The organism is Arthrobacter sp. 05T410, assembly GCF_056396505.1.
On the sequence record NZ_JBFTLP010000010.1, the window covers coordinates 1 to 25,859 of the forward strand.

Here is a 25,859-nt window from a genome sequence, read left to right on the forward strand (position 1 = left end):
TCCGGTTCCGAGCCCGGCGGGGAACTTGAAGTTCAGGCCGACCCGGCCTGCCTTGGGCAGGTCGATCGCGTAGTAATCGGTGTCATCGATGCCTCCGCTGAGTGCCGAACCGGAAACCGTGGTCCCCAGGGGCACCACCGTCGCGGCCGCCATGGTGTTGTTGGGTTCAGTTTCTGCCGTCGCAGCTAGGGAGGGCGCAGCTGTCAGAAGTGAAAGAAGCACCGCCAGGAGTGCTGTGAGTGCAGTGCGTGCCGGACTGAAAATGCGACGCATGGCGCCGATCCCACGTGATGCCAATTTGTCCCCCTGAATTGTGCGTCTGTTGCATTGCACTAGATAAAGTGTGGAGAGCGTCCGCTCAAGATAATGAAGTGCTCGAATTGTCATGCTGAATTTTGCTAAATGACCGGCTTCGTCACATCGAAAGGAAGCTGTCAAGTCGCTTGAGTCGCGGCATGTTGGTTAGGTGGGTGCGGAGAACTCGCTTTGCCGGGGTCGAGCCTCGCTATTCTTGGGGGGGAAAATGACGTTGTGGCGTGACGTTGGCTGCGTTGCTGTGCCACGTCGCAAGGCTAGGTATCCAACCTGTACATTTTCTTGGCTTCCTCGTCGGAACCCGAGTGCTTTCTCGCACGGTGAAGCGCCTGCGCAGAGTGCGGCGCGGTGGTAAATCCGCCCCCAGCGCGAATTAGATGGCATCGACATCATTCGTCGACGTCACCAATTCAGCATCCTGCCAGTCTCCTGGCCCAGTGCACCCGCAGCTCAGGTGGTGCCGGAAACGGTGCTGGCGGAAGCCGTGCTTGTTACCCAGTCGCAGGCTGCGGCGCACCCGTGACGGCGCGCTTCGGATCAGCCGGGGCCGCGAGTCAGCCGGGGCGCTGCCCCGGCGCTTGCTCCGGCCCGGGGCCGCGGGCCGCTTCCTCACCGGCCCGGACAGTGGCATCGATCATGGAGTTCATGAAGCGGGTGGCGATCTCCAGTTCTTCGGGCGTGAAGGTCGCCATGGCTGCACCCATGTGGCGGGCCAGCGGCAGGAACATTGCGCCGCCGTCCCGGTAGGCCTTGGGCGTCATGCGCAGCTGCACCTGGCGGCGGTCCGCGCCCTCGCGCTCACGGACCACGTGGCCGGAACTGTGGAGCCGGTCGATCAGTGCGGTGGTGGCCGGGGAGCTGAGGTTCAGCTCTTTCCTCAGCACCCCTGGAGTGACAATCTGGTCCCGCGCCGCGTGCCGCATGATGACGGCGAGGGCGTTGAGGTCCGTGCGGTGCATGTCGTTGCGGCCGCCGGCGGAGTCCACGTAGCGGTTGGCTTCGAGGGTGAATTCCTGCAGGAGCCGGACGAGGGGCGGCGGACCGGCGGCTTCGGGCGGGACTGTGTTCTTGGGCGAGACCGCGTCTTCGGATAGGCCCGGGGATTCGGCTGACACGGCGGACCTCCTTCGTCCCTTGATCCTGCCCCGGTGGTCTGACCGCGGCAGGTCGGCGCTGTCGACGGCGCCTTCGGGAGTCTACTGCAGGGTCTGCGGAGAGGCCTGACGCCGGCTGTCTTTCCATTCTCCTCCGGTGCCCCTGGCAAATGGGTTATCTCCATTATGGAGATAGTCTACTATGGAGTTGATCTCTGCTCCCACTCCGAGGCGCACCCTGGAAGGAAACATGAAAACGACTTCGTCCGCGGCGACCCGTGTCCCGTTCTGGCTGCGCTGGCTGGTCCCCGCAGTGCTCGTCCTGGCCTGGCTGGCGATCGCCGGCGTCGGCGGCCCTACATTCGGCCGCCTGAGCGAGGTGTCATCGAATGACCAGGCATCGTTCCTTCCCGCCGGGGCCGAGGCCACCGAGGCTGCGGACTGGCAGGCAAAGTTCAGGGACTCCAAGGAGATCCCGGCAGTGATCGTGGTTGAGAGCGACTCCGCCTTCACCCCGGCCCAGCTCCGCGAGACCGCGGCCCTCAAGGGCAAGCTAGAGGCCCTGCAGGCCGGGAGCACGGTTATCGGTCCCATCCCTTCCGAGGACGCCAAGGCAGTCCAGTTCGTGGTGCCCATTGCTTCCTCGGCGGAAGTGAAAACAGTCGTCAAGGAACTGCGCAACGAGGTCCGGGCGTCCGCGCCGGCCGGAATGCAGACATTCGTCACCGGACCGGCCGGCCTCACCGCGGACCTTGTGAGTGCCTTTGCCGGCATTGACGGCATCCTGCTGCTCGTGGCCCTGGGCGCCGTGTTCCTGATCCTGCTGATTGTCTACCGTTCCCTGCTGCTGCCCGTCATGGTGCTGTTCACGTCGGTCTTCGCGCTGTGCGCCGCGATCCTGCTGGTGTTTGGCATGGCTAAGGCCGGCTGGATCCAATTGAACGGCCAGAGCCAGGGCATCCTGTCCATCCTGGTGATCGGCGCAGCCACCGACTACGCCCTGCTGTATGTGGCCCGGTTCCGCGAAGCCCTGACCCACACCACCAACCGGACGGCCGCCGCCGTCACCGCATGGAAGGCGGCCTGGGAACCGATCCTGGCCTCCGGCGCCACCGTAATCATCGCGCTGCTCTGCCTGCTGTTCTCCGACCTCAACTCCAACAAGGCCCTCGGCCCGGTGGCGGCGGCGGGCATCCTCTGCGCGCTCTTCGCCGCCCTGACCCTGCTGCCGGCCCTGATGGCACTGCTGGGCCGGGCAGCGTTCTGGCCGTTCCGGCCCAAACTGCTACCGGAAACCGATCGGGAACCGGAACTGGTCACCGGCCTCGAGGGCCAGAAGGGACTCTGGCGGGCCACCGGTTCGCTCGTATCCCGCCGGCCGCGCACGGTCTGGGTCGCCTCGGTGCTGCTGCTCCTGGTAGCCGCTACCGGCCTCCTGCAGCTTAAAGCCAACGGCGTCGCCCAGACCGACGTCATCCTCACCTCCTCCAATGCCGTCGACGGGCAGGATGCCCTGGGCCGGCACTTCGACGCCGGGTCCGGCAGCCCCGCGGTGATCGTGGCCGACGAGGCAAACGCCCAGGACGTTCTGGCGAAGCTGCAGACCAGCGACGGCGTCGGAGACGCTTATCTGCTGGCCGAAGGCGGCGCCCCGGTCATCACCGGCGCCCCGGGCGCGCCGGCTGCCCCCGCAATCAGGGACGGGAAGGTCCTGATCAACGCGACGCTGAACCACGCCGCGGACTCCGCCGAGGCCGAAAACGCCGTGGTGTCGCTCCGCCAGGACCTGAAGAAGATAGACAGCGGTGTGCTGGTCGGCGGTGTGACGGCCACGGCGCTGGATACCAACACCACTGCCCAGCGCGACCTCGTCACCATCATCCCGGTGGTCCTGGGCGTCATCCTGGTCATCCTCATGCTGCTGCTGCGCTCGGTGCTCGCGCCGGTCCTGCTGGTCGCCTCCGTGGTCCTGTCCTATGCCGCGGCGATGGGCGTCTCCGCCTTCGTGTTCAACAATGTCTTCAGCTTCACGGGCGCGGATGCGACGGTGCCCCTGTTCGGCTTCGTCTTCCTCGTGGCACTGGGCGTCGACTACAACATCTTCCTGATGAGCCGGGTCCGGGAGGAATCCCTCAAGCACGGCACCCGGGCCGGCATCCTGCGCGGCCTCGTAGTGACAGGCGGGGTCATCACCTCTGCCGGGGTGGTCCTGGCGGCCACCTTCGCGGCCCTCGGCGTCATCCCGATCATGTTCCTGGTCCAGCTCGCCTTCATCGTCGCGTTCGGCGTCCTGCTGGACACGGTGCTGGTCCGCTCCCTGCTGGTGCCCGCGCTGGCCTACGACATCGGCCCGCGGCTTTGGTGGCCCGGCAAGCTCGGCCGGCCAGGGAGCGGGGCTGTGGCCCGCGACGGCGCCCGGGCCACGCTGTCCGCCGAAAATCCGAAGGCAGATCCGGCTGAAAACGAGGAGGCCGGGGTCCGCTAGGCGGAACCGAAGACCGCAGCCGCCGTCACTGTCCCTGGTCCCTCCACCAGGCAACGGTGGCGGCGGCTGCCTCGTGCAGCGGGGTCGGTGTCAGCCCCAGCGCGGCCTGGCTCGCCGTGGAATCCATGACGAAGGGGTGCTCGAACTGGTACAGGGTCTCGGCCAGGTCCCGCATATCCGTGGAAAACACTCCCATTGCCCTCACCGCCCACCCGGGAACGCCGGTGACACGCGGTGCCCGGGCGCCGGCCGCCTTGGCGAATGCCCCCGCGATCTCGCGCTGGGTCAGTGCAGGTCCAGTGGGCGCATGCCATACCCGGTTCCACACCTGAGGCCTGTCAGCCGCCGCAATCATGGCGGCCGCGAGGTCCGGGACATACGTGAAGGAATGCGGCTGGTCCGCCCGCCCGATCACCTGCATTGGCTTGCCGGCCGCGACGGGCCGGACCATGCGCTCGCCGGCGTGCGAGTTGCGGACCCGCGGCCCGAAGAAATCGCCGGCCACCATGCTCACGGTGGCGGTGGGGGAGGCCGCCCGGGCCGCGAGCAGTGCGGTCCGGACTCCGCGCTTGCCGCCCTGTGCCTGCCGGGGGCTGTCCTCGGTCATGATGTTTTCCGGGGTGCTGTAGGAGTACAGGCTTTCCGGGAAGACCACGACGGCGCCCGCCGCGCCCGCCGCGGCGAGCACATTCAGCTCGGCGGCCGGCAGTTCCCTGGCCCACACCTCGGCGTTGTACCGCGAGCCGTGGATGCAGTGAAAAACGGCCGCGGCGCCCTGGACGGCCTCGCCGAGCCGGGCGGGCTCGGACACGTCGATCGACACTCGTTCCACCAGCGGGTGGGCGGGTCCGCTGCCGGACCTCGTCAGGAGGCGCACCCGGTGGCCCGCCGCTGCCAACTGTTCGGCGACGGTCCAGCCCACCGGGCCGGCCCCTGTGACGACATAGAGCCTGGACGGTTGGTGTCCGGAGGCTGCAGGTTGGGACATTCCGATCTCCTTTTGAAATAACGAGAGCAGTGCTCTCCCATTCAGGATGCGCCGCCGTGGCCGGCAAGTCAAGAGCGGTGCTCACATTTGTTGACAGTGCTCTTGGATGTGGAATGCTGGACTCATGCCAGAGGACAGGATTGCGGGCGCGATAGACGTCGGCGTTGCGGCAGGCCCGGCCGGAGCGGCCGGAGCGGCCCCGGCGGCGGCGCGGCTGCGCACCCCGCGCGAGCGTGCCCGCGCCCAGACGGTGGCCGATATCGTCCGGCTGGGCCGGGAGCATCTGGCGCTGCACGGGGCCGCCGCGCTGTCCCTCCGCGCCGTGGCCCGTGATCTCGGGGTTGTCTCTTCGGCGGTCTACCGCTACGTGGAGAGCCGCGAGGAGCTGCTGACCCTTCTGCTGATTGATGCGTACAACGAACTTGGCGATGCGGTGGATGCCGCCGTCGGGGCAGTGCCGGAGGATGACTTCGGCGGGCGCTTCGCGGCGCTGGGCCGTGCGGTGCGGGACTGGGCGCTGCGCGAGCCCTCCCGCTACGCCCTGCTCTTCGGCAGTCCGGTGCCCGGTTACCAGGCCCCGGCGGAGCGGACCACCGGCCCCGGGACGAGGGTGATTACGGCCCTCATGGGAATCCTCGACGGCGCCTTCCGGGCCGGGCGGCTCGCCGCGACCGGCCAGCGGAGTCCTGCCGTGGCCGCCGGGCTGGCGGGGGACCTGGCGAAAATCCGCGCCGAGTTCGGCCTGGCGGTGCCGGATGACCTCCTGGCCCGCGGCGCACTGGCCTGGACCTCGCTCTTCGGCGCCGTCAGTTTCGAGGTTTTCGGCCAGTATGGCGCAGACACGTTCACAGCCCGGGAGGAGCTCTTCGGCCACCACCTCGCGGTGCTGGCCGACGTCGCGGGCCTGCCGGCGGCCGGCGCTGCCCGGTAAACCAGGTTCCCCTGTTGCCTTGCCGTAGCGCTCGATAGACTGCCCCTGCGCCCGCACGGGCGCGCCAGATGCGTCCAGGAAGGATCCATCCATGTCTGAAGAGACCAGGCCTGAAGAGAACAGGCCTGCAGAGAACACGCCTGAAGAGAATGTCCCCGGAAAAGCGGCGCCGCGGAACGTCGGTACCGGTCCCGCGGAAGATGAGGCAGAGGCCGCGGCACCTGAGGGGCAATACGCTGAGGGCGACTACGGCTCCGCCGGCACGGCAGGCCAAGTCCCGCCCACCGCCGTCGAGGGGGAGTACGCCGCGGGGGACTACGGCGAGGCCGGCGTGGCCGGAGCCGCCGTCGTCGGCGACGTGGAAGGCGACTATCCCGAGGGCGACTACGGCGAGGGCGGGGTCTCCGGTGAGCCCGCCGGCGTCGCCGAGGAAGGTGAATACCCCGAAGGTGACTACGGGAGCGCCGGTACGTCCCGTCCCGAGCGATCCGCCCGGCCGGCAGCGGGAGAGCCTGCCGACGGCGACGCCGCTCGGGGCGATAACTAACGGGATCAAAGCTGGCGGGACCAGCCGGCGCGGGCGCCGGCTGGTCCCCTGCCCAGGTCTGCGCCCCTGCGCCCAGCGGGCAGGTTCGCGCAGGGCGAAACGCCGCCCGGGACGCGCCGGAAGGGCTGGATTGAGGGGAATTTAGGCGGCGAGGAGCTGCCGCGGGCGAGGCGGGAAAGCGAAGTTGAGTCGAGTTCGCTCAACTTTAAATTGACTTATGTCCCCCTCTGGGTAAAGTTGAGTGTAGATCGCTCAATAACGGTCGGACCCACTGCGGTTAGAGCAATTGAGGTTATAGCCACAGCCACTGTGGTTGGAGCCACTGCGGGTCCGCGGCCATCTCCGCAAGATTCCAAGGAAGTAAGGAAACAATCCATGTCACGTGCAGTAGGTATTGACCTCGGAACCACTAACTCCGTCGTCTCCGTTCTCGAAGGTGGCGAGCCCACCGTCATTGCCAACGCCGAGGGTGGTCGCACCACGCCGTCGGTTGTTGCCTTCTCCAAGTCCGGCGAGGTCCTGGTCGGCGAGATCGCCAAGCGCCAGGCCGTCAACAACATTGACCGCACCATCGCGTCCGTCAAACGCCACATGGGCACTGACTGGACCGTCGCCATTGACGACAAGAAGTACACGGCGCAGGAAATTTCCGCCCGTATCCTCATGAAGCTCAAGAACGACGCCGAGTCCTACCTCGGTGAAAAGGTCACCGACGCCGTCGTCACCGTGCCGGCCTACTTCAACGACGCCCAGCGCCAGGCCACCAAGGAGGCCGGAGAAATCGCCGGCCTGAACGTCCTGCGCATCGTCAACGAGCCCACAGCGGCCGCCCTGGCCTACGGCCTGGACAAGGGCAAGGAAGACGAACTCATCCTGGTCTTCGACCTCGGCGGCGGAACCTTCGACGTCTCCCTCCTGGAGGTCGGCAAGGATGAGGACAACTTCTCCACCATCCAGGTCCGCGCCACTGCCGGTGACAACCACCTCGGCGGCGACGACTGGGACCAGCGCGTCGTTGAATACCTGCTGAACCAGCTCAAGGTCAAGGGCATCGACCTCACGAAGGACAAGATTGCCCTGCAGCGTCTCCGCGAAGCTGCGGAGCAGGCCAAGAAGGAACTCTCTTCCTCCTCCAGCACCAACGTTTCCCTCCAGTACCTGTCCGTCACCCCCGACGGCCCGGTCCACCTGGACGAGCAGCTGACCCGCGCCAAGTTCCAGGACCTCACCAAGGACCTGCTGGACCGCACCAAGAAGCCGTTCCAGGACGTCATCAAGGAAGCCGGCATCAAGCTCTCCGAGATCGACCACATCGTGCTCGTCGGCGGCTCCACCCGCATGCCGGCCGTCTACGACCTGGTCAAGGAACTGGCCGGCGGCAAGGAGCCCAACAAGGGCGTCAACCCCGATGAGGTCGTCGCCGTCGGCGCCGCCCTGCAGGCCGGTGTCCTCAAGGGCGAGCGCAAGGACGTGCTCCTGATCGACGTCACCCCGTTGTCCCTTGGCATCGAAACCAAGGGCGGCATCATGACACACCTGATCGAGCGCAACACCGCCATCCCGACCAAGCGGAGCGAAACCTTCACCACCGCGGATGACAACCAGCCGTCCGTGGCCATCCAGGTCTTCCAGGGCGAGCGTGAGTTCACCCGCGACAACAAGCCGCTGGGCACCTTCGAACTGACCGGCATCGCGCCGGCCCCCCGCGGCGTTCCGCAGGTCGAGGTCACCTTCGACATCGACGCCAACGGCATCGTGCACGTTTCGGCGAAGGACAAGGGCACCGGCAAGGAACAGTCCATGACCATCACCGGCGGCACCGCGCTGTCCAAGGAAGACATCGACCGCATGGTCCACGACGCCGAAGAGCACGCAGCCGAGGACAAGGCCCGCCGCGAGGCAACCGACACCCGCAACACGGCCGAGCAGCTCGCCTACTCCGTGGACAAGCTGATCGCCGACAACGCCGACAAGCTGCCCGAAGAGGTCAAGACCGAGGTCAAGGCCGACGTCGACGCCCTCAAGAAGGCCCTCGAAGGCACCGATGACGGCGCCGTGAAGACCGCGTTCGAGAAGCTGCAGGCTTCCCAGACCAAGCTCGGCGAAGCCATCTACGCCCAGGCCGGTTCCCCCGACGGCCACGCCGGTGCGCAGGGTGCCCCCGCAGGCGAGCCGGCAGCCGGCTCCGACGAGGACATCGTCGACGCCGAAATCGTTGACGAAGACGAGAAGAAGTAATCATGCAGCATCACGGTAACGAAGAAGAGCACGGTTCTTCCGAGAGCCGGCGCGACGCGGAACAGCAGGAGAACGAGCCGCAGAAGCCGGTGATCCACGACAACCGCAAGGTTGATCCGAAGACCGGCCAGGCCCGCCACCCCGGCCAGGAGCACGCAGCTGCCGCGGCAGACTCCGGAGACGCACTGTCCCAGGCGGAGGACATCCTCAACAGTGTTGAGGTGCCCGCCGCGGAATCTGTGGCCCAGGGCGCGCCCGCTGCCGAGGCGGAGGAGCTCAGGAATGACCTCCGCCGCCTGCAGGCCGAGTACGTCAACTACCGCAAGCGGGTCGAGCGCGACCGGGCCGTGGCGGGCGAGATGGCCGTCATCGGCGTCCTGAACGCGCTGCTGCCGGTACTGGACGACGTCGACGCCGCCCGCCAGCACGGCGACCTCGCCGACGGCCCTTTCGCCGCGATCGCCGCCAAACTGGAGGCTGCCCTGAAGACGTACGGACTGGTCCGCATCGATGAGACCGGCGTGGAGTTCGATCCGACCATCCACGAGGCCCTCATCCAGCAGCCCGGCACGGATATCGAAATCGACACCGTCAGCCAGGTGCTGCGCTCGGGCTACAAGTCCGGCGATCGCGTCCTCCGCGCTGCCCAGGTGATCGTGGCGGTACCGGCGTAGGTTGCCTCTGGCGCTCCGCCGGATAGGGGGCGGTGCCCGTCCCCGGCTGCTCCCAACGCTCGCAAGCTCGTGTTGGGACCCTCGCAGCCGTGGGCCCATCATCTGCGAAGCGCACTCTGCACGACTTTTGAAAGGAAACGCCATTGGCTAGCCAGGACTGGGTGGACAAGGACTTCTACAAGATCCTTGGTGTCGCCAAGGACGCTTCCGACGCCGACATCAAGAAGGCTTACCGCAAACTTGCCCGGCAGCACCACCCGGACACCAATGCGGGGAACGTCGCGTCGGAGAAGAAGTTCAAGGACATCTCCGAGGCCTATTCCGTGCTCTCGGATCCCGATGAGCGCCAGCAGTACGACGCCATCCGGGCCATGGGCGGCGGCGCACGCTTTGCCCCTGGCGGAAGCGGCGGGGCCGGCGGCGGAGCTGGCTTCGAGGACCTCTTCGGCGGGCTCTTTACCGGCGGCGGAGGCCGCCACTCCGGCGGCTACAGCACGGCCGGCGGCATTCCGCCCGAGTTCGCAGATCTCTTCGGCGGCGGCGGATTCGGCGGCGGGGGCCAGTCCTTCCAGCGGGCTCCGCAGAAGGGCTCGGACCGCACCGCGTCGACCTCGATCTCATTCGGCGGGTCCATCCGCGGCACCACGATCGGCCTGCGTGAACCGGACGGTGAGGTCATCGACGTCCGCATCCCGGCCGGCATCAAGGACGGACAAAAGGTCCGCGTCCGCGGCAAGGGGCAGTACGCCCCCGCCGGCAACGGCGACCTCATGGTCACCGTCTCGGTAAAGCCGCACGAATTCTACGTCCGCGACGGCGACAACCTCCGGATCCACGTCCCGGTCTCCTTCCCGGAGGCGGCCCTGGGCGCAGACATCGAGGTTCCGACGGTCGACGGCGACACGGTCAAGGTCAGGGTTCCGGCAGGGACGCCCTCGGGCAGAACCCTGCGCGTCAAGGGCCGCGGCGTCAAGCACGCCAAAGCCACCGGCGATCTGCTGGTGACGATCGACGTCGCTGTTCCGCGGAAGCTGAACAAGGAAGCGGAGGAGGCCGTGAAGGCCTTCGCCGCGGCCACCGCCAATGAGGACGTCCGCGCGGGCCTGGCAGCCAAGGCCCGGCTCTAGGAACGGGATCCAGCCATGGCCATCGACTTCGACCAGCCGATCTTCGTCATCTCCGTTGCCGCGGAACTGGCGGACATGCACCCGCAGACGCTGCGCCAGTACGACCGGCTGGGCATCGTCTCGCCCAGCCGTGCCCCGGGCAAGTCGCGGCGTTACTCGCAGCGGGATGTGAATATGCTCCGCGAGGTCCAGCGGCTCTCCCAGGAGGGGGTCTCGCTGGAGGGCATCAAGCGGATCCTGCAGCTGGAGAACCAGGTGGCCGCCCTGCAGCGCCGGGTCGGAGAACTGACTGAGGAACTGGGCCGGCGCCGCCAAGGGGCCGATTCGCGGATCTTCGCCGCAGGAACTGCCGGCGACGTCGTCAGCCTGGCCCGCGGCAAGCGTCCGCAGGCGCGGTCGCAGGCGCTGGTGGTGTGGCGGCCGAGGGGCATGGGCTAGGACTCATCTCGCGGTTTCCCCAGGTTTCCCTGGTGAGCAGGGCGGCGATGACACGGCCACGGGCAATGTGTCAACCATCACGTTTTTCAGTTACGTCGCAATGCCGGGGCAAGTAGCGGCAGGAGCAAACCGAGTACACCGGAACGCAATCAGGTACCCGACCATCCGATAGTCGGGTACCTGATTTGCGTGACTTCATGCCCATTCCGCGCGTTGAATTGGAGTGTCAGAAAAGGCTGGCATGACACGCCTACAGCTCCTACGGGAAGCCCGGGCGCGGAGCCAGCGCAGGAGCAGCGTAGACGCCGGGGGGCATCGCATGCATGATTCAACCGAGTTTGATCCGTCCAGGTGTGATTCGCCCAGGTTTGATTCGCCCCTTCGGGGCGGGTCCCGGCTGCGGCCAGTTGCGTTGACGGGCACGCCGTGAGCCCGGGGCTCCAGGCGGCCGTCCTGTTTGCCGGTTCCCTGCCGGGGCACATCCTGATGTCCCTGGGGCAGGCCCTGGTGGTCGTCTGCCTGTGCTTCGACTTCGTCCGCGCGGTCTCCGTGCCGCGATCCCGCAGCCGGTTCGTCGCCAACACGTGGTTCCGGACACTTGCACTGCCTTCCATCGTGGTCATGGCGTTCAGCGTGCTCCTCGATGCCGCCTCCGGCTCTTGGCCCGAGGTCGCCGCTGGAGTGTTCGTCATGGTCGCCGTGATCTTCAGGTGGCACCATGGCAGCGACGAGGACAGCTGGTGGACGGGCAAAGGCAAGGCCCTGGGCCGTTGGCTCCGGAACCGGGCAGCCTCCGGGTCCCTGGTTGCTCCGGCCACGGCCTGAAAAACTACGGCCTGAAAAAGACCTTGCTGTCCGGGCGTCCCAGGGTGTCCAATCCTTAACACAAGGCCCTGCAGGGCACGAGTGGATGCGACGCCGGGAGGTTCTCATGCCGTCGAAAGGCGCCAAGACGCCGTCAAGAGGACCGGTCCGGGGTACGTCTGACCTCCGGCGGGCAGACGCCAACGGCGTCGCGCCGCCGGAACAGCCGGACAAGGTCCGCAATGTGGCACTCGTGGGGCATTCCGGTTCCGGAAAAACGATGCTCACCGAGGCACTGCTTGCCGCCACCGGAGCCATCACCCGCAAGGGCTCGATCGCCGAGGGCACTACGGTGAGCGACTCGGATCCTTCCGCCATCGCGCAGCAGCGCTCCGTGGCGCTCGCGGTGGTGCCGGTGATGGTGGGGGACATCAAGGTCAACCTGCTGGACACTCCGGGCTATACGGATTTCATCGGCGAGCTGAGGGCAGGGCTCCGGGCGGCGGATGCGGTGCTGTTCGTCGTCTCGGCCACCGACGATGTCGACGCAGCGACCACGGCGCTTTGGAGCGAGTGCCAGCGGCTCGGGATGCCGCGGGCCGTGGTCATCAGCCGCCTGGACCATCCGCGTGCGGACTTCGACGCCGCCATCGCCCGCTGCCGCCTGGCATTCGGCGACTCCATCCTCCCGCTCTACCTGCCGGTCCCCGCGGACGGTCCCGTCACGGGGCTGCTGGGACTGCTGACCGGCACGGTCTCCGACTACAGTGATGCGGAACCGGCGCCGGCCACCCGGGCCGCGACCGGCGTCGAACTCGCCGCCGCGGAGTCCGCACGGGGCGCGCTGATCGAAGGGATCATTGCCGAGAGCGAAGACGAGACGCTCATGGACCGCTATCTCGGAGGCGAGGAAATCGCCCCCGACGTCCTGATCACCGATCTGGAGACGGCCGTGGCCCGCGGGTCCTTCCACCCGGTGCTGCCGGCGTCGGCGGAGTCCGGGCTCGGCCTGGCGGAACTGCTCGAGGTCCTGGTGCGTGCGTTTCCGACGCCGGCGGAGCGCGGCGTCCCCGCAGCGACCGACCTCGACGGGGTGCCCGCCGGCGCGCTCGGCTGCGACCCCGACGGTCCGCTGCTCGGGGAAGTGGTCCGTACGACGATCGACCCGTTCCTTGGCCGCGTCTGCCTGGTGCGCGTTTTCTCCGGCGTGGTGCGGGAAGACGCCGCCATCCATGTGGGCGGCCGCGGAATGGCCGACCGCGGCCACGAGGACCACGACAGCGACGAGCGGGTCACCCACCTGTACTCGCCCCTGGGATCAGGACTGCGGCCAGTGCCGTTCTGCGTCGCGGGGGATATCTGCGCGCTGACCAAGCTGGGCACCGCCGAGACCGGCGACACGATTTCGGCCAAGGAGCTGCCGCTGCTGGTGGCCGCCTGGGACATGCCGGACCCGCTCATGCCGGTCGCCATCGAAGCCGCCACGCACGGCGACGAGGACGCCCTGGCCAGGAACCTGGGGAAGGTCACTGCCGGGGACCCGACGCTGCGGGTGGAACGGAACTCCGAAACCCACCAGCTGATCCTGTGGTGCATGGGCGAGGCGCACGCCGACGTCGTCCTGGGCAGGCTGCGGGACCAAGGGGTGAACCTGCAGAGCGTCCCCGTCATCACGCCGCTGCGGGAGACGTTTGCCGCGCCGGCCGCCGGGCACGGGCGCTATGTCAAACAATCCGGCGGCCACGGCCAGTACGCGGTGTGCGACATCGAGGTGGAACCGCTTGACCGCGGCGGCGGGTTCGAGTTTGTCGACAAGACCGTTGGCGGCGTGATTCCCGGGCCGTTCATTACCTCGGTGGAAAAGGGCGTTCGGGCCCAGATGCAGAAAGGCGTCTCGGCCGGGTTCCCGGTAGTGGATATCAAGGTAACGCTGATCGGCGGCAAGACGCACAGCGTGGATTCCTCCGATGCTGCCTTCCAGGCGGCCGGGGCGCTGGCCCTCCGGGAGGCGGCCGGGGCAACCCGCATCCAGTTCCTGGAACCGGTCTCGTCCGTGACCATCAGCGTTTCGGAGGACCATGTGGGCGCCGTGATGAGCGACTTGTCCTCCCGGCGGGCGCGCCTGACCGGAACCACCTCCGCCGGCGCCGACGGCACCGAGATCAGCGCCGAGGTGCCGGACCAGGAACTGTTGCGGTACGCGGTGGAGTTGCGGGCCCTGACCGCCGGCAGCGGCCGGTTCCGGCGCAGCTACCTGCGGCACGAACCCGTGCCGCAGGCGCTGCGCTGATGGCCTCTGCCAAGTGCAGCGTCAGCCGTTGATGACCTGCGGAACGCCGAGGGCCTTGAGGCCTTCGACACCGAATTCGAGTCCGTAGCCGGACTGCTTCGCGCCACCGAACGGGATGCGGGGGTCCACGGCCCCGTGCTTGTTGATCCAGACGGTGCCGGCCTCGAGCCGGGCCGCCACCTTGCGTGCTTCGGCGGGGTCGGAGGACCAGACCGAGGCGCCGAGTCCGACGTCGACGGCGTTGGCCATGGCGATGGCATCGTCCACGGTGCCGTAGCGGATGATCGGCAGGGCGGGGCCGAACTGCTCCTCGGCGACCAGCGGGTTGCTGTTGGCGATGTCCGCGACGAGGGTGGTGGGGTAGAAGTTCCCGGGCTGGTCGTTCTCCGGGTTGCCGCCGAGCAGGATCCTGGCGCCGGAGTCGCGGGCTGCTTCGACGAGGCTGGCGACGATGTCGAACTGCTGGCGGTTCTGCAGCGGGCCCAGGACGTTGGCCTCGTCGAGTCCGTTGCCCATGGGCATGGCCCGCGCCACAGTGGCGAGTTCCTCGCAGACGGCGTCATAGATGTCGGCGTGGACGTAGAGGCGCTTGAGCGCCGCGCAGGTCTGGCCGGTGTTGATGAAGGCGCCCCAGAACAGGCCCTCGGCGATCGCCTTCGGGTCGGCGTCGGGAAGGACGATGCCGGCGTCGTTGCCGCCGAGCTCCAGGGTGAGGCGTTTGACCGTGTCGGCGGAGGATTTGATGATGGCCTTGCCGGTGGCGGTGGAGCCGGTGAACATGATCTTGCCGATCGCGGGGTGTCCGGCCAGGGCCTCGCCGACGTCGCGGCCGCCGGAGACCGCCGTGAGGAGGCCTTCGGGGAGTTCCTGGTTGAGGATTTCGACGAGGGCAAGGACGGACAGCGGGGTGTATTCGGACGGCTTGATGACGACGGCGTTGCCCATGCGCAGGGCTGGGGCGAGCTGCCAGACGGTGATCATCATGGGCCAGTTCCAGGGGCCGATCGCGCCGACGACGCCGATGGGCCGGTAGTGCAGTTCGGCGCGGGTTTCGCCGTCGTCCACCACGGTTTCGGGGTCCAGGGGCGTGCCGGCGGCGACGCGGAGCCAGGCGGCGCAGGCGCCGACCTCAAAGCGGGCGTTCGGGCCGTTCAGGGGTTTGCCCTGCTCGCGGGAGAGCAGGCGGGCGAGTTCCTCGGCGGAGCGTTCGACGGCGTCGGCGGCCCTGAGCAGCGCGGCGGACCGGGCGTCGTGGCCCAGCGCAGCCCAGGCCGGCTGCGCGGCGGCTGCGGCGGCGATGGCGGCTTCGAGGTCCTGAACGGTGTGGACGGGTGCTTCGCCGACCGGCTGTCCGGTGGCCGGGTCAAAGATCGTGCGGGTTTCCCCGGCCACCGGGGTGATCGAGGCGAGTAGGGCGTCGTAGGTTTCCATGGGGGTACTCCACATCGAGTAGGTCAGAGAACGCGGCCGGTGCGGCCTAAGAGTGCTGTTTCAAGCGTGCTCCGGCGAGGGGCCGAGGGGCTTGTCTATCCGCGAAGAGCTGTTGTGCGGGAGCGAACGGAACACCGAAAGCTATTCCTGAGGCTGCGGACCCGAGGGCGTCCGGCCCGCCGTGCGGCCGGCGCAGGGCCTGGTGCTGACTACGCTCAGGAACAACAACCGGTCGCTAATCGACAAAAGCGTGACGGGCGCCACCTGCCATGCTGGATTTCACGGTGCAACGCACCCCATCTCCCAGACTCATGACCGTTAAGAAGGATCCGATGAGTATTTCAAATTCAGATTCCCGGACCGCAGAATCCAGCCCCCGCACGGAGCACTCCACCGCGCTGCGTGCCGGCAGCGTCGGCGTCATGGGCATTCTCTTCTTTGTTTTGTCAGCCCAGGCGCCGTTGACCGGAATCGTCGGGGCATCACCCCTGGCCGCAGCGCTCGGCAACGGCGCCGGCGCGCCCGGCGCGTATCTGGTGGTGGGCATCGTCATCGTGATCTTCGCGGTCGGCTTCGTGGCCATGAGCCGGAAGATCCAGGCCAACGGCGCCTTCTACGCCTATGTCACCGCCGCCTTCGGACGGAAGGTTGGCGCGGGAGCGGCGTGGCTCGCGCTCCTCGCGTACAGCACGGTCCAGGCCGCGATGTATGGGCTGTACGGCGCGGCGTTCTCGGGCCTCCTCGGATCTGCCGGGATCGTGGTCCCTTGGTGGCTTCTAGCCGCCATCACCATGGCGGGCGTGCAGGTGCTGGGCTCCCTCAACATCGAACTCGGGGCGCGGGTCCTGGCGGTGCTGGTGGGCCTGGAGGTCGCCATCCTGCTCATGTTCGGCTTCACCGTGCTGTTGCGGGGCGGCGGGCCGGAGGGGATCAGCCTGGCGGCGTCCTTCTCTCCCGCGGCGATCGGCGCAGGCGCCCCGGGCGTTGCCATCATGTTCGCCGTCGCCTCCATGTTCGGCTTCGAATCAACGGCCATCTACTCGGCCGAGGCCAAGGACGCCCACCGCACGGTCGCCCGGGCCACGTACCTTTCGGTAGTCGTCATCGCGGTCTTCTTCTCCTTCATTTCCTGGATGCTGGTCAGCTACTACGGACCCTCGCACGTCATCGACGCCGCGGGCGCGGCCCTCGAATCGGGCGATTCCACCGCGTTCGTGCTGACGCCGATGGTGGAGCTGTTCGGGCCGTGGGCCGGAACGGTCACCGGCATGCTGCTCGTGACCTCCCTGCTGGCCGGCATCATCGCCTTCCACAACGGCATCAACCGCTACCTCCATTCGCTGGCCCTGCGCGGGTCGATGCCCCGCGGAGTGGCCCGGACCAACCGGCACAAGGCGCCCGCCGTCGCTGCGCGGATCCAGACCGTGGTCGCCTTCCTGCTCGTGGCGCCGTTCGCGGTGCTGTCCCTGGATCCTGTCCTCACCCTCTTTTCCTGGTTCAGCGGGCTGGCCGTGGCCGCGCTCCTGGTGCTGTACATGCTCTGCTCGCTGGCCGTCGTCGCCTACTTCCGGCGGGAAAGGGTGTCCGGCCAGCTCTGGCAGACCGCGGTGGCACCGGTGCTCGCCACCCTGCTGCTTGGCTGGGTCCTGTCCCTCGTCATCGTCAACTTCACCGCTCTGATCGGCGGCAGTGCCGAAACGGCCGTGGGCCTGCTGCTGACCGTACCCATTGTGTTTACCGCCGGTGTGCTGGTGGAAATTGCCGTGGAGCGCAGGGCCGCGCGCGCAGGGGTCACTGCCTAACGATCAGCCTTGGGCACAGAGTTGCGGTATCGCGTTTCTGGACTGCAGAGAGGCTCCGCCCGGCTTCCCCGGCGGAGCCTCTCCCGTCTCTTAGTGTCAGTCTCAGAGCCCTCGACGTCGGGCTGGCACAGATAGTCCAGGCCCTGATTAGGGGCTCGCCGTCCATTTCCAGTCCACGGTCGAGTCGGTCAAATTTACCCGGCAGAATTTCGTGGCGGTTTTGGAATCATCGTGTCCGATCTTGTAGACGAATTCGACGCCGAGTTCGTAACCGGAGGCACTGTCCGGAAGCGAGATCTGTTTGATCTCTCCAAGATATTTGACGCTCACCAGCGTGACTTTCGGGGCGGGGCGCAGCTGGCCCGGCGCGGGGGTTGCACCGGAGGCCTGGGCCTTGAATTGATCCATGCACAGATTCTTGACCCGCTGTTGCGCGCCCGCATCGACGGTTCCCACGGACGACGCAGCCGGGTCGGCGGACGCGGATGGATTTGCGGATGCGGCTGCACCAGCGGGTGCTGCCGTCTCCGCTGAAGAGAGTCGCGTCTCCGGCGGGCCGCAGGCCACCAAAGCCAGACAGGTAAACAGCACGGCGCAAATCATTGACTTGGCAGATCGATTCATAGCGCCCCCGTTGGTCGTCACCTGTTCCCTGACATCAGCCCTGGTAAGGCCATGCCTTGCGTACCGAACCTGGCTTGGACGTGTTCGCATAGTGGGAGCCGCGAACGCCGTCCGAGCACCTCGTATTGTCCGGAATAGCCCTTGGAAAAAACTGGACTGAGATGTTGTGGCTGGCGTCAACCGGCATGACCCGGTCCCGCCCGGCCGAAGGCGGGACGGCATGAGGACGAATCGCGCACTGACGACCGCTATTGATGACGTGGCGCCTCTGAGTCCCGGCTGGCGGGTGCTGACGACGGCAGGTGCTCTCGGCAGGGGGTGAAGGCCAGGCTCAGGCGCCGCGCCGCCAGTCGCTGGGGGACTCACCGAAGGCATCACGGAAGGAGCGGCTGAAATGGGCCGCATCCAGGAAGCCCCAGCGCGCGGCCACGGCTCCGACCGGCATTCCGGCCAGGAGCGGATCGCGCAGTTCGCGGCGCGCCCCCTCCAGCCGCTGGGTCCGGATCCAGCTCGCCACGGTGGTCCCGGATTCATGGAAGACGTTGTGCAGGTGCCGGGTGGAGATGAAATGGGCCGCCGCGATGGACGCCGGTGACAGCATTGGATCGGCCAGGTGGGCATCGATGTACTCGCGGACGGATGCCGCCAACAGGGCCTGGGGCCTCATACGGTCGGGGGCCATGCCCAGTTCCGAATGCAGCATCGTGGAGACGAGATCAAGGGCGTTGGTGGCCAGCCGCGATCCGCTGGGGCCGCTCAGCGCCTCCAGGTTCTCCGCGAGATGGGCGATGAAGGGACCGACGATCGCGGCGAGGCCCCCGTCGGCGGCCATCCGCAGCGCCGAAAGCTGCGCGATGCAGTCCGGCGGCAGGGACAGCGCGTCCCAGGGAAACATCAGCACCATGAGCCGGGCGTCGCCCTCGAAGGCAAGCGTGTACGGGCGGCTGGTGTCATAGATGGAGAGATCGCCCGGATGCAGGACCGCCTCGCGGTTGTCCTGGATGAGGAGCCCGGTGCCCTGCAGCTGGAGATTGAGCTTGAAATAGCGCTGGTTGGACTGCGCAATCAGCGCCGGCGTGCGGTGGACCTCATGGCTCGAGGAGGAGACCTCGACGAGTGCCACCCGGTCCAGCCTGCGGGCCCGCATGCGGCCGCGGAAGTTGTCCGCATCGGCGCTCGAGGCGGCCAGGGGAACGAAGGACTCCGCGACCAGGTGCCTCCAGTGGTCGAAAGATTCTGCTGTGCTGGTGAGGACATCCTGTCCGGCGGGGCTGGCCACTGGGCGGGTTGCAACTGCAGTCATCGAAGATCCTGACGCCGTCATAATTCTTGGAATGTGTCATGGGACACAGTCCTTTCAGGGTAGCGGCGCGGCCCGCCGATGTCATCTTTTTTCGACGCTCGGCGAATAAAGATTGCCTGGGGCCTAGCAGGCCAGCAGGGTCAGGAAGCCCTCCAGCTGCTCGTTCAGCCCGAGTTCCACCTGGCCTTCCGGGGTGAGTGCCGCCGTAATCTGCGCGCCGAGGAGGAGATTGAGCAGCTGCCCGGCCAGGGCGGCGTCGTCGACGGCGGTGGTGACGGCGCCGGCCTGCCGCGCCTCGGCAAGGTACCGCCGCATCGCCGCAAGCCACTGCTCCATCGAATCCCGGTGGATCCTGGCCTTGCCGGGGTCATTGATGGCCTTCTGCCAGAACGGGATGACAATCCGGGCCTCGTTGATCCGCTCCTCATCCAGCGGCAGCACCTCGACGCAAAACGACCGCAGGGCCGCCAGTCCGGCCTGCCCGGCGGTGACTCCAGCGATGCGCTCGTTGGTGCGGTTGAAGACGTGCCCGAACGCGAAGGTCAGCAGGTCATCCTTGGTGGGGAAGTAGGGCTTGAGGGCGCCGTTCGCGAAACCTGCCTCGAGGGCAATTTCCCGCATGGTGGCACTTTCAATCCCGAGCCGGGCGATGATCCGCCACGTGGCGTCGACGAGTTCAAGCCGCCGCTGGTCGTGGTCGACAATCTTTGGCACCGGACAGCTCCCCAAATATTTTGCGTCGGACTCTTGTGGCACAGCTTACATTTCCGTATTCTCTACAACTATAGAAAATAAAGTTCTGACCCGCCAGGGTCACCGAACGAAGGCCGTCATGATGACCGCACAAACTGACACCCGCACCCCTTACAGCCCCTACAGCCTGGCCACGGGCGCCGAAATCACCGCGGTCCAGGGCATCCTGCGTGCCGCGGGACTGCTGGGCGGGACCCGGCGCATCGCGTACCTCGGTCTGCTGGACCCCGCCCGGAACGCCCCGGCCGAAAGTGAGGACCGCCGGTTCCGGGTCTTCCTGCACGATGCCGCAGGGGGAAGGCCGGCCGATGTGACCGTTTCGGTCTCCAGCGGCACGGTGGTTTCCGCCGTCGAGCTGGACACGGCGGCGACCGGCGAGCTCCCGGTGCTCGAGGAGGAATTCGAAGTCGTCGAACAGCTCCTGGCCACGGACGAGCGCTGGCTCAAGGCCCTCGCCAGTCGCGGTCTGGACGTCAGCAAGGTCCGCGTTGCCCCGCTGTCCGCCGGCGTCTTCGAGTACCCGGAGGAAAGGGGCCGCCGGATCCTGCGTGGCCTGGCCTTCGTGCAGGACTTCCCCGAGGACAGCGCCTGGGCGCACCCGGTGGACGGGCTCGTGGCCTATGTCGACGTCGTGAGCCAGGAAGTGACGCAGGTGCTGGACACCGGCGCCGTCCCGATTCCCGCGGAGCACGGCAACTACACCGATCCGGAGCTCACCGGCCCGCTGCGCACCACGCAGAAGCCCATCAACATCACGCAGCCGGACGGGCCCAGCTTCACGGTCACCGGCGGCAACCACGTCGAATGGGAAAAATGGAGCCTCGACGTCGGCTTCGACGTCCGCGAGGGGGTGGTGCTGCACAACCTTGCCTTCCAGGACGGCGACCGCCTGCGGCCCATCATCAACCGCGCATCGATCGCCGAAATGGTGGTCCCGTACGGGGACCCGTCGCCGATCCGGTCGTGGCAGAACTACTTCGACACCGGCGAATACCTCGTGGGCCAGTACGCCAACTCCCTGGAACTGGGCTGCGACTGCCTCGGCGAGATCACCTACCTCAGCCCCGTCATCAGCGACGCCTTCGGCAACCCCCGCGAGATCCGCAACGGCATCTGCATGCACGAGGAAGACTGGGGGATCCTGGCCAAGCACAGCGACCTCTGGACGGGCATCAACTACACCCGCCGCAACCGCCGCCTGGTGATCTCGTTCTTCACCACCATCGGCAACTACGACTATGGCTTCTACTGGTACCTCTACCTCGACGGCACCATCGAGTTCGAGGCCAAGGCCACCGGCGTGGTTTTCACCTCCGCCTACCCCGAAGGCGGCTCGGCCAACATCTCCCAGCTGGCTCCGGGCCTGGGCGCCCCGTACCACCAGCACCTGTTCAGCGCGCGGCTGGACATGGCGGTCGACGGCCTCACCAACCGGGTCGAGGAAGAGGATGTGGTCCGCCAGGGAATGGGCGAGGGCAACGAACGCGGCAACGCGTTCTCCCGGAAGCGGACTGTCCTGGCGCGCGAGTCGGAAGCCGTCCGGGAAGCCGACGCGCGCAGCGGCCGGACCTGGATCATTTCCAACCCGGAATCACGCAACCGCTTGGGCGATCCCGTGGGCTACAAGCTGCATGCCCAGGGCCAGCCCACTCTCCTGGCAGACCCGGAGTCCTCCATCGCCCGGCGCGCCGCCTTTGCCACGAAGGACCTGTGGGTCACGCGGTTCGCGGAGGAGGAGCGGTACCCCACGGGCGACTTCGTCAACCAGCACGCCGGGGGAGCAGGCCTGCCGGCCTACATTGCCCAGGACCGCGACATCGACGGCCAGGACATCGTGGTGTGGCACACCTTCGGCCTGACCCACTTCCCGCGTCCGGAGGACTGGCCCATCATGCCGGTGGACACGGTCGGCTTCAAGCTCCGGCCCGAGGGCTTCTTCGACCGGAGCCCCGTGCTGGACGTGCCGGCCAACGCTCAACAGTCCTCTGGCTGCCATGGCGATGGCGACGCCGGCGCACACTGCCACAGCTAGGCCGACGCCGTGAGTGTCGCAGCCAGCTTGGGCCGCCGGGCCGGCCCCGCCGGCGTCGTCTTCCATTCCCGGATCTGCGCCGCCGTGACCGCGGCGTCGTGCCTCGCGCATCTGTGGCTGGCCGCCGGGAACCAGCACGGGACCTGGCTGAACGTGCTCATGCTCGCCATGGTGGCAGTGTGCCTGCCGTGCGCCGTGCACATCTGGCGCCACGGCAGGCTCAGGGCCCTTCGCCAGGTGATGGCCGCGGCGCTGGCCATGACCGCGGTGCACGCGGTCCTGCTCCTCGGCACGGGAGCCGGCGGCACGGGCCACAGTCACCATGGAACCGCCGCAGTGGCCGCAGGGGCCGGCGCGGCGCCGTCGGGCTCCGGGGCGCTGCTGGCAGTCATCGCGCTGGAAATGACGACGGCGCTAATCGCCGCGACGCTGCTGGCCCGGCTGCGGGCGGACCCCGGTCGGCCGTATCTTGGTTGAAGCGCAGCTGAAGCGCTGCTTCCGGGTTGGTCAGCGTCAGTCGTTGAACAGCCCCGCCAGGTCCTCCGCCGTCAGGGCGCCGCCGGTGAGTGCGTCGCCTTCCATGACGTCGGCGAAGAGCTGGGATTTTTTCGCCTTGAGCGCCATGACCTTCTCCTCGATCGTGTCCTTGGCGACCAGCCGGTAGACCATGACGTTCCGGGCCTGGCCGATCCGGTGGGTCCGGTCCACGGCCTGGGCCTCCGATGCCGGGTTCCACCACGGGTCCAGCAGGAACACGTAGTCGGCCTCGGTGAGGTTCAGGCCGAAGCCGCCGGCCTTGAGGCTGATGAGGAACACCGGCGCGGCGCCGTTCTTGAACTCGTTCACGACGTCGGTGCGGTTGCGTGTGCCGCCGTCCAGGTAGCAGAACTCGATGTTCTCCTCGACCAGGCGCTCCCGGACCTTGCCCAGGAAACCGGTGAACTGGCTGAAGATCAGGGCCCGGTGTCCTTCGGCCACCAGGTCCGCGAGCTGCTCGAACAGGACATCGAGCTTGCTGGAGCGCACCCCGGACAGGGAGGGATCGATCAGCGAGGGATCCAGGCTCAGCTGCCGGAGCAGGGTCAGCGACTGGAAGATGGTGAACCGGTTCTTGTTGACGTCCTCAATCAGGCCCAGGATCTTTTGGCGCTCCCGCTGCAGGTGGGTCTGGTAGACCTTCTGGTGCCGCGGGTTCAGCACGACTTCCAGGATCTGTTCCTGCTTGGGCGGCAGGTCACTGATGACCTGTTCCTTGGTGCGCCGCATCATGAGCGGCCGGACGCGCCGCCGGAGCTTGTCCAGCTGCCCCTTGTCACCGTTCTTCTCCACCGGCTTCTGGTAATACTCGGCGAACCGTTTGGGGCTGGAAAAGAGCCCGGGAGCCACGATCGAGGTCAGTGCCCAGAACTCCATCAGGTTGTTCTCCAGCGGCGTGCCGGTGATGGCGAGTTTGAAGGCGGCGGGCAGTTTGCGGGCGCACTGGTAGGCCTTGGACTGGTGGTTCTTGACGAACTGCGCCTCGTCCAGGACCAGCCCGGCCCAGGTCTGGGAGGCGTAGGCCTCGTAGTCGATCCGGAACAGGGCGTAGGAGGTGATGATGATGTCCGCTCCGGCCATCGCCTCGGCCGGGTGCGAGCCGCTCTTGGCGAAGGTTTCGCCGATGGCGCGCACGCTGAGCCCGGGCGCGAACCGTGCCGTTTCCGCCTCCCAGTTGCCCACCACGGAAGTGGGGGCGACGACGAGGAACGGGGCGGCCCCGGACCCGGGCCCGGCTTCATCGCCTGCGGCGGCGTCTTTTGCGGCGCAGATCAGTGCGAGGGCCTGGACGGTCTTGCCCAGGCCCATGTCGTCGGCCAGCACGCCGCCGAGGCCGTGGCGGTACAGGAAGCTCAGCCAGTTGAAGCCCTCCAACTGGTACGGGCGCAGCTCGGCGTTCAGCGACCCGGGCAGCGGAAGGCCCTTGATGCCACCTTCGAGGAGACCGCCCACGGACTCGCGCCACGCCGCGGCCTGTTCATCCACGATGCCCAGGTGTGCGAGCTCGTCCCACAGCCCGGCCTGGAAGCGGCTGATCTGCAGCGGGGCGTCCTTGTCGCCGGGGTTGTCCTGCAGGGAGCGGGCCTCGTCGATCAGGGCCCGCAGCTGGTGCAGCTCCGGCAGGTCCAGCGCGAAGTACGCCCCGCTGGGGAGCAGCATGCGGGTCTGGCCGGCGGCGAGGGCGGAAAACAGTGCCGCGAAGGAAACCGGCTGGCCCTCCAGGGTGATGACGATGCCCAGATCGAACCAGTCGCGGCTGTCCGTCGCCTTCGTGGAGATCGCCACCACCGGGGCCTCGTCGGCTTCGCGGTAGTCCGCAATCTCGCCGGAGGTATCCACGGAGACGTCGGGGAGGTCGCGGAGCCGGGGGAGCACGTCCTCGGTGAAGGCGAGGGTGTCCAGTCCGGCCAGCTCTGCCGTGGCCGCCAGGCGCGGCGTGCCCCAGCCGCCGGTCGCGGATTCGCCCAGGGCAGGCACGACGTCCCAGGGCTGCCCGACCGCCTCGAGGATGCGAGCCTCGGCCGGGTCGTCCCGGTAGCCGTGATCGCCCGGGTGCCGCCACAGCGGCTGCGCCGTGACGAGGTTTCCGGACGTGTAGTGCCATTCCCAATGCAGCCGGACCCGGTGGTCGGCCCCGTAATTGGCCAGCAGGGACAGTGTGGGGACGGCGAGCGTGGGCAGTTCCACCGACTCGTCGGAGGCGGTAACCCGGGCGGTTTGCTTGAGCTTGGGGTAGAACCCGGTCAGGAAGCGGCTTTCGTCCCGTGCGGGGATGTGCAGGGTGGTCCCGCCCGTGACGAAGGTCAGCAGTTCCTCGCTGAGACCGCTTTCCAGCGGGGCGAGGGTGATGACGGGGTCGGCGGGGGCGGTACCGGGCAGGGCGCCGCCGCCGGACGCCAGGAAGATTCCGTGGGCCGGGCGCCCGATGGTCCCGACCGACGCCGGATCCACCACCTCACCTTCGACCGTGATGGTCGGCGCGAGCTCCAGACCGCCGTCGTCCCCGCCGGTGCCGATGCGCGCCAGGTTCAGCCCGACGGCGGCAGGCTGCTCGACCAGGCGCACCGGCTCCGTGCCGCGGCTGTGCACCAGGGCGACGCCGATTTTCTGGGCCTGGGACAGCAGGCTCCAGAGGTTCTTGCCGGCATAGGTGTTCAGTCCCAGCCACAGTCCGGTGCCGGAGTGCTGGCGGTTTGCCACAGCGGTGTGCGAGGCGAGGAATTCCTGCATCCACTCGACGTGCGCCTCGTTGCATTCGCGCCGGTAGTTCAGGTAGCTCAGCGTGCTCCAGGAGACGTCGCCGCGGATCCACTTGCCCTTGGCGCCCATGATGACGGGGCGTGCCTTGAGCTGGCGGACGCTGCGGAGCGGGTCGCGGCGGCCCGTGTAGGAAAAGTGCGGGGCGGGTTCCTCGACGTCGAACTGGAGCGCCAGCGGGGTGCCGTTGGCGGACGGCGTGATCCCCGGGTGGGCGATCAGGGGGCTAAGGGCCTGCTCCCAGTCGGCCATTTCCGGTGGCGCGCTTTGGCGGGACAGCCGCGTGCCCTCGGCGGGGGCCAGCAGCTGCATCCTGGTGGCGGGGTTGTCTTCGGCCGCGAAGAGCAGGGCCGCCACGTGCTTGCAGTCCTTGCGGACCGGGCAGCTGCAGACGCCCACCGTGCAGCTCCAGCCGCCTGCCTTCCGGACCAGCTTCGCCGTCGTGGAATAGGGCACGTCGGAACCGCCCCGCACCTTGCCCAGCAGCAGGCCTGTGGCGGCGTCGAAGGAGATCCCGGAAACGCGGCTCCCCATGGCGTAGGCGAGCCCGGCCGCGAGGGAGCGGTCGTTGATCGCGGGAGTCTGTATTGCCAGTGCCGCACTCTCGTCCGGATGGGATGGCATGTGCGCGCTACTTTCGGCAGGTGGTCATCTGATCCATCTTACCGAGCCGGCCGGGACCCTGGAAC

The 25,859-nt window shown here is 67.7% G+C and carries 20 protein-coding genes; 12 read left to right on the forward strand and 8 right to left on the reverse strand.

Annotated features, from left to right (window positions below):
- A partial coding sequence (locus AC1DFR_RS13665) for a hypothetical protein (protein ID WP_476871786.1) occupies positions 1 to 222 on the reverse strand: 222 nt, incomplete at its 3' end.
- Positions 223 to 869: 647 nt separating this feature from the next.
- Positions 870 to 1,430, reverse strand: a complete 561-nt coding sequence (locus AC1DFR_RS13670) for a MarR family winged helix-turn-helix transcriptional regulator (protein WP_230010948.1) — start codon at positions 1,428 to 1,430, stop codon at positions 870 to 872.
- A gap of 229 nt (positions 1,431 to 1,659) precedes the next feature.
- Between AC1DFR_RS13670 and AC1DFR_RS13675 the strand changes: the two genes are divergently transcribed.
- Entirely contained in the window at positions 1,660 to 3,894 is a 2,235-nt protein-coding gene (locus tag AC1DFR_RS13675) for an MMPL family transporter (RefSeq protein WP_476873633.1), read from the forward strand.
- Between the two features lie 25 nt (positions 3,895 to 3,919).
- On the opposite strand, the gene AC1DFR_RS13680 is transcribed toward AC1DFR_RS13675, so the two are convergent.
- Positions 3,920 to 4,882: an NAD-dependent epimerase/dehydratase family protein gene (locus tag AC1DFR_RS13680; protein WP_230008316.1), complete on the reverse strand. Its 963-nt coding sequence runs from the start codon at positions 4,880 to 4,882 to the stop codon at positions 3,920 to 3,922.
- Between the two features lie 124 nt (positions 4,883 to 5,006).
- Between AC1DFR_RS13680 and AC1DFR_RS13685 the strand changes: the two genes are divergently transcribed.
- The 8 genes from AC1DFR_RS13685 to AC1DFR_RS13720 all read left to right on the forward strand — a co-directional run bounded on the left by AC1DFR_RS13685 (position 5,007) and on the right by AC1DFR_RS13720 (position 13,931).
- A complete protein-coding gene (locus AC1DFR_RS13685) occupies positions 5,007 to 5,813 on the forward strand; it encodes a TetR/AcrR family transcriptional regulator (protein WP_230008315.1) in 807 nt (268 codons plus the stop codon).
- A 91-nt stretch (positions 5,814 to 5,904) separates the two neighbouring features.
- A complete protein-coding gene (locus AC1DFR_RS13690) occupies positions 5,905 to 6,360 on the forward strand; it encodes a hypothetical protein (RefSeq protein ID WP_476873634.1) in 456 nt (151 codons plus the stop codon).
- A gap of 375 nt (positions 6,361 to 6,735) precedes the next feature.
- Positions 6,736 to 8,598: a molecular chaperone DnaK gene (dnaK, locus tag AC1DFR_RS13695; protein ID WP_476873635.1), complete on the forward strand. Its 1,863-nt coding sequence runs from the start codon at positions 6,736 to 6,738 to the stop codon at positions 8,596 to 8,598.
- Positions 8,599 to 8,600: 2 nt separating this feature from the next.
- Positions 8,601 to 9,272 carry a nucleotide exchange factor GrpE gene (locus tag AC1DFR_RS13700; RefSeq protein ID WP_476873636.1) on the forward strand — a complete coding sequence of 224 codons (672 nt, stop codon included), beginning with the start codon at positions 8,601 to 8,603 and terminating at the stop codon, positions 9,270 to 9,272.
- A 143-nt stretch (positions 9,273 to 9,415) separates the two neighbouring features.
- Positions 9,416 to 10,399: a DnaJ C-terminal domain-containing protein gene (locus AC1DFR_RS13705; RefSeq protein WP_476873637.1), complete on the forward strand. Its 984-nt coding sequence runs from the start codon at positions 9,416 to 9,418 to the stop codon at positions 10,397 to 10,399.
- 15 nt (positions 10,400 to 10,414) lie between these two features.
- Positions 10,415 to 10,837: a heat shock protein transcriptional repressor HspR gene (locus tag AC1DFR_RS13710; protein ID WP_028275425.1), complete on the forward strand. Its 423-nt coding sequence runs from the start codon at positions 10,415 to 10,417 to the stop codon at positions 10,835 to 10,837.
- 426 nt (positions 10,838 to 11,263) lie between these two features.
- Positions 11,264 to 11,662 carry a hypothetical protein gene (locus AC1DFR_RS13715; protein ID WP_476850742.1) on the forward strand — a complete coding sequence of 133 codons (399 nt, stop codon included), beginning with the start codon at positions 11,264 to 11,266 and terminating at the stop codon, positions 11,660 to 11,662.
- A 106-nt stretch (positions 11,663 to 11,768) separates the two neighbouring features.
- Complete coding sequence (locus tag AC1DFR_RS13720; protein WP_476850741.1) at positions 11,769 to 13,931, forward strand: elongation factor G-like protein EF-G2; 2,163 nt, start codon at positions 11,769 to 11,771, stop codon at positions 13,929 to 13,931.
- A 21-nt stretch (positions 13,932 to 13,952) separates the two neighbouring features.
- Here AC1DFR_RS13720 and AC1DFR_RS13725 read toward each other — a convergent pair whose 3' ends face one another.
- Positions 13,953 to 15,362: an aldehyde dehydrogenase family protein gene (locus tag AC1DFR_RS13725; RefSeq protein ID WP_476873638.1), complete on the reverse strand. Its 1,410-nt coding sequence runs from the start codon at positions 15,360 to 15,362 to the stop codon at positions 13,953 to 13,955.
- Positions 15,363 to 15,694: 332 nt separating this feature from the next.
- Here AC1DFR_RS13725 and AC1DFR_RS13730 point away from each other — a divergent pair, with 332 nt between their 5' ends.
- Positions 15,695 to 17,164, forward strand: coding sequence for an APC family permease (locus AC1DFR_RS13730; protein ID WP_476873639.1), 1,470 nt, complete (start codon positions 15,695 to 15,697; stop codon positions 17,162 to 17,164).
- 147 nt (positions 17,165 to 17,311) lie between these two features.
- Here the strand turns inward: AC1DFR_RS13730 and AC1DFR_RS13735 are convergent, their stop codons facing one another.
- From AC1DFR_RS13735 to AC1DFR_RS13745, 3 genes are all read right to left on the reverse strand, one after another.
- Positions 17,312 to 17,572: a hypothetical protein gene (locus tag AC1DFR_RS13735; protein ID WP_476873640.1), complete on the reverse strand. Its 261-nt coding sequence runs from the start codon at positions 17,570 to 17,572 to the stop codon at positions 17,312 to 17,314.
- 547 nt (positions 17,573 to 18,119) lie between these two features.
- The gene (locus tag AC1DFR_RS13740; protein WP_476873641.1) at positions 18,120 to 19,091 is read right to left on the reverse strand and encodes an AraC-like ligand-binding domain-containing protein; all 972 of its coding nucleotides are present in this window, start codon (positions 19,089 to 19,091) and stop codon (positions 18,120 to 18,122) included.
- A 123-nt stretch (positions 19,092 to 19,214) separates the two neighbouring features.
- Positions 19,215 to 19,805 (reverse strand): TetR/AcrR family transcriptional regulator, encoded by a 591-nt coding sequence (locus tag AC1DFR_RS13745; protein ID WP_223917200.1) that lies wholly within the window; start codon positions 19,803 to 19,805, stop codon positions 19,215 to 19,217.
- 118 nt (positions 19,806 to 19,923) lie between these two features.
- On the opposite strand from AC1DFR_RS13745, the gene AC1DFR_RS13750 reads away from it, so the two are divergent.
- Complete coding sequence (locus AC1DFR_RS13750; protein ID WP_476857020.1) at positions 19,924 to 21,876, forward strand: primary-amine oxidase; 1,953 nt, start codon at positions 19,924 to 19,926, stop codon at positions 21,874 to 21,876.
- A 9-nt stretch (positions 21,877 to 21,885) separates the two neighbouring features.
- A complete protein-coding gene (locus AC1DFR_RS13755) occupies positions 21,886 to 22,353 on the forward strand; it encodes a hypothetical protein (RefSeq protein WP_230008238.1) in 468 nt (155 codons plus the stop codon).
- A gap of 36 nt (positions 22,354 to 22,389) precedes the next feature.
- On the opposite strand, the gene AC1DFR_RS13760 is transcribed toward AC1DFR_RS13755, so the two are convergent.
- On the reverse strand, positions 22,390 to 25,794 hold the full coding sequence (locus tag AC1DFR_RS13760; RefSeq protein ID WP_476873642.1) for a DEAD/DEAH box helicase: 3,405 nt from the start codon (positions 25,792 to 25,794) through the stop codon (positions 22,390 to 22,392).
- Positions 25,795 to 25,859 lie beyond the last annotated feature (65 nt).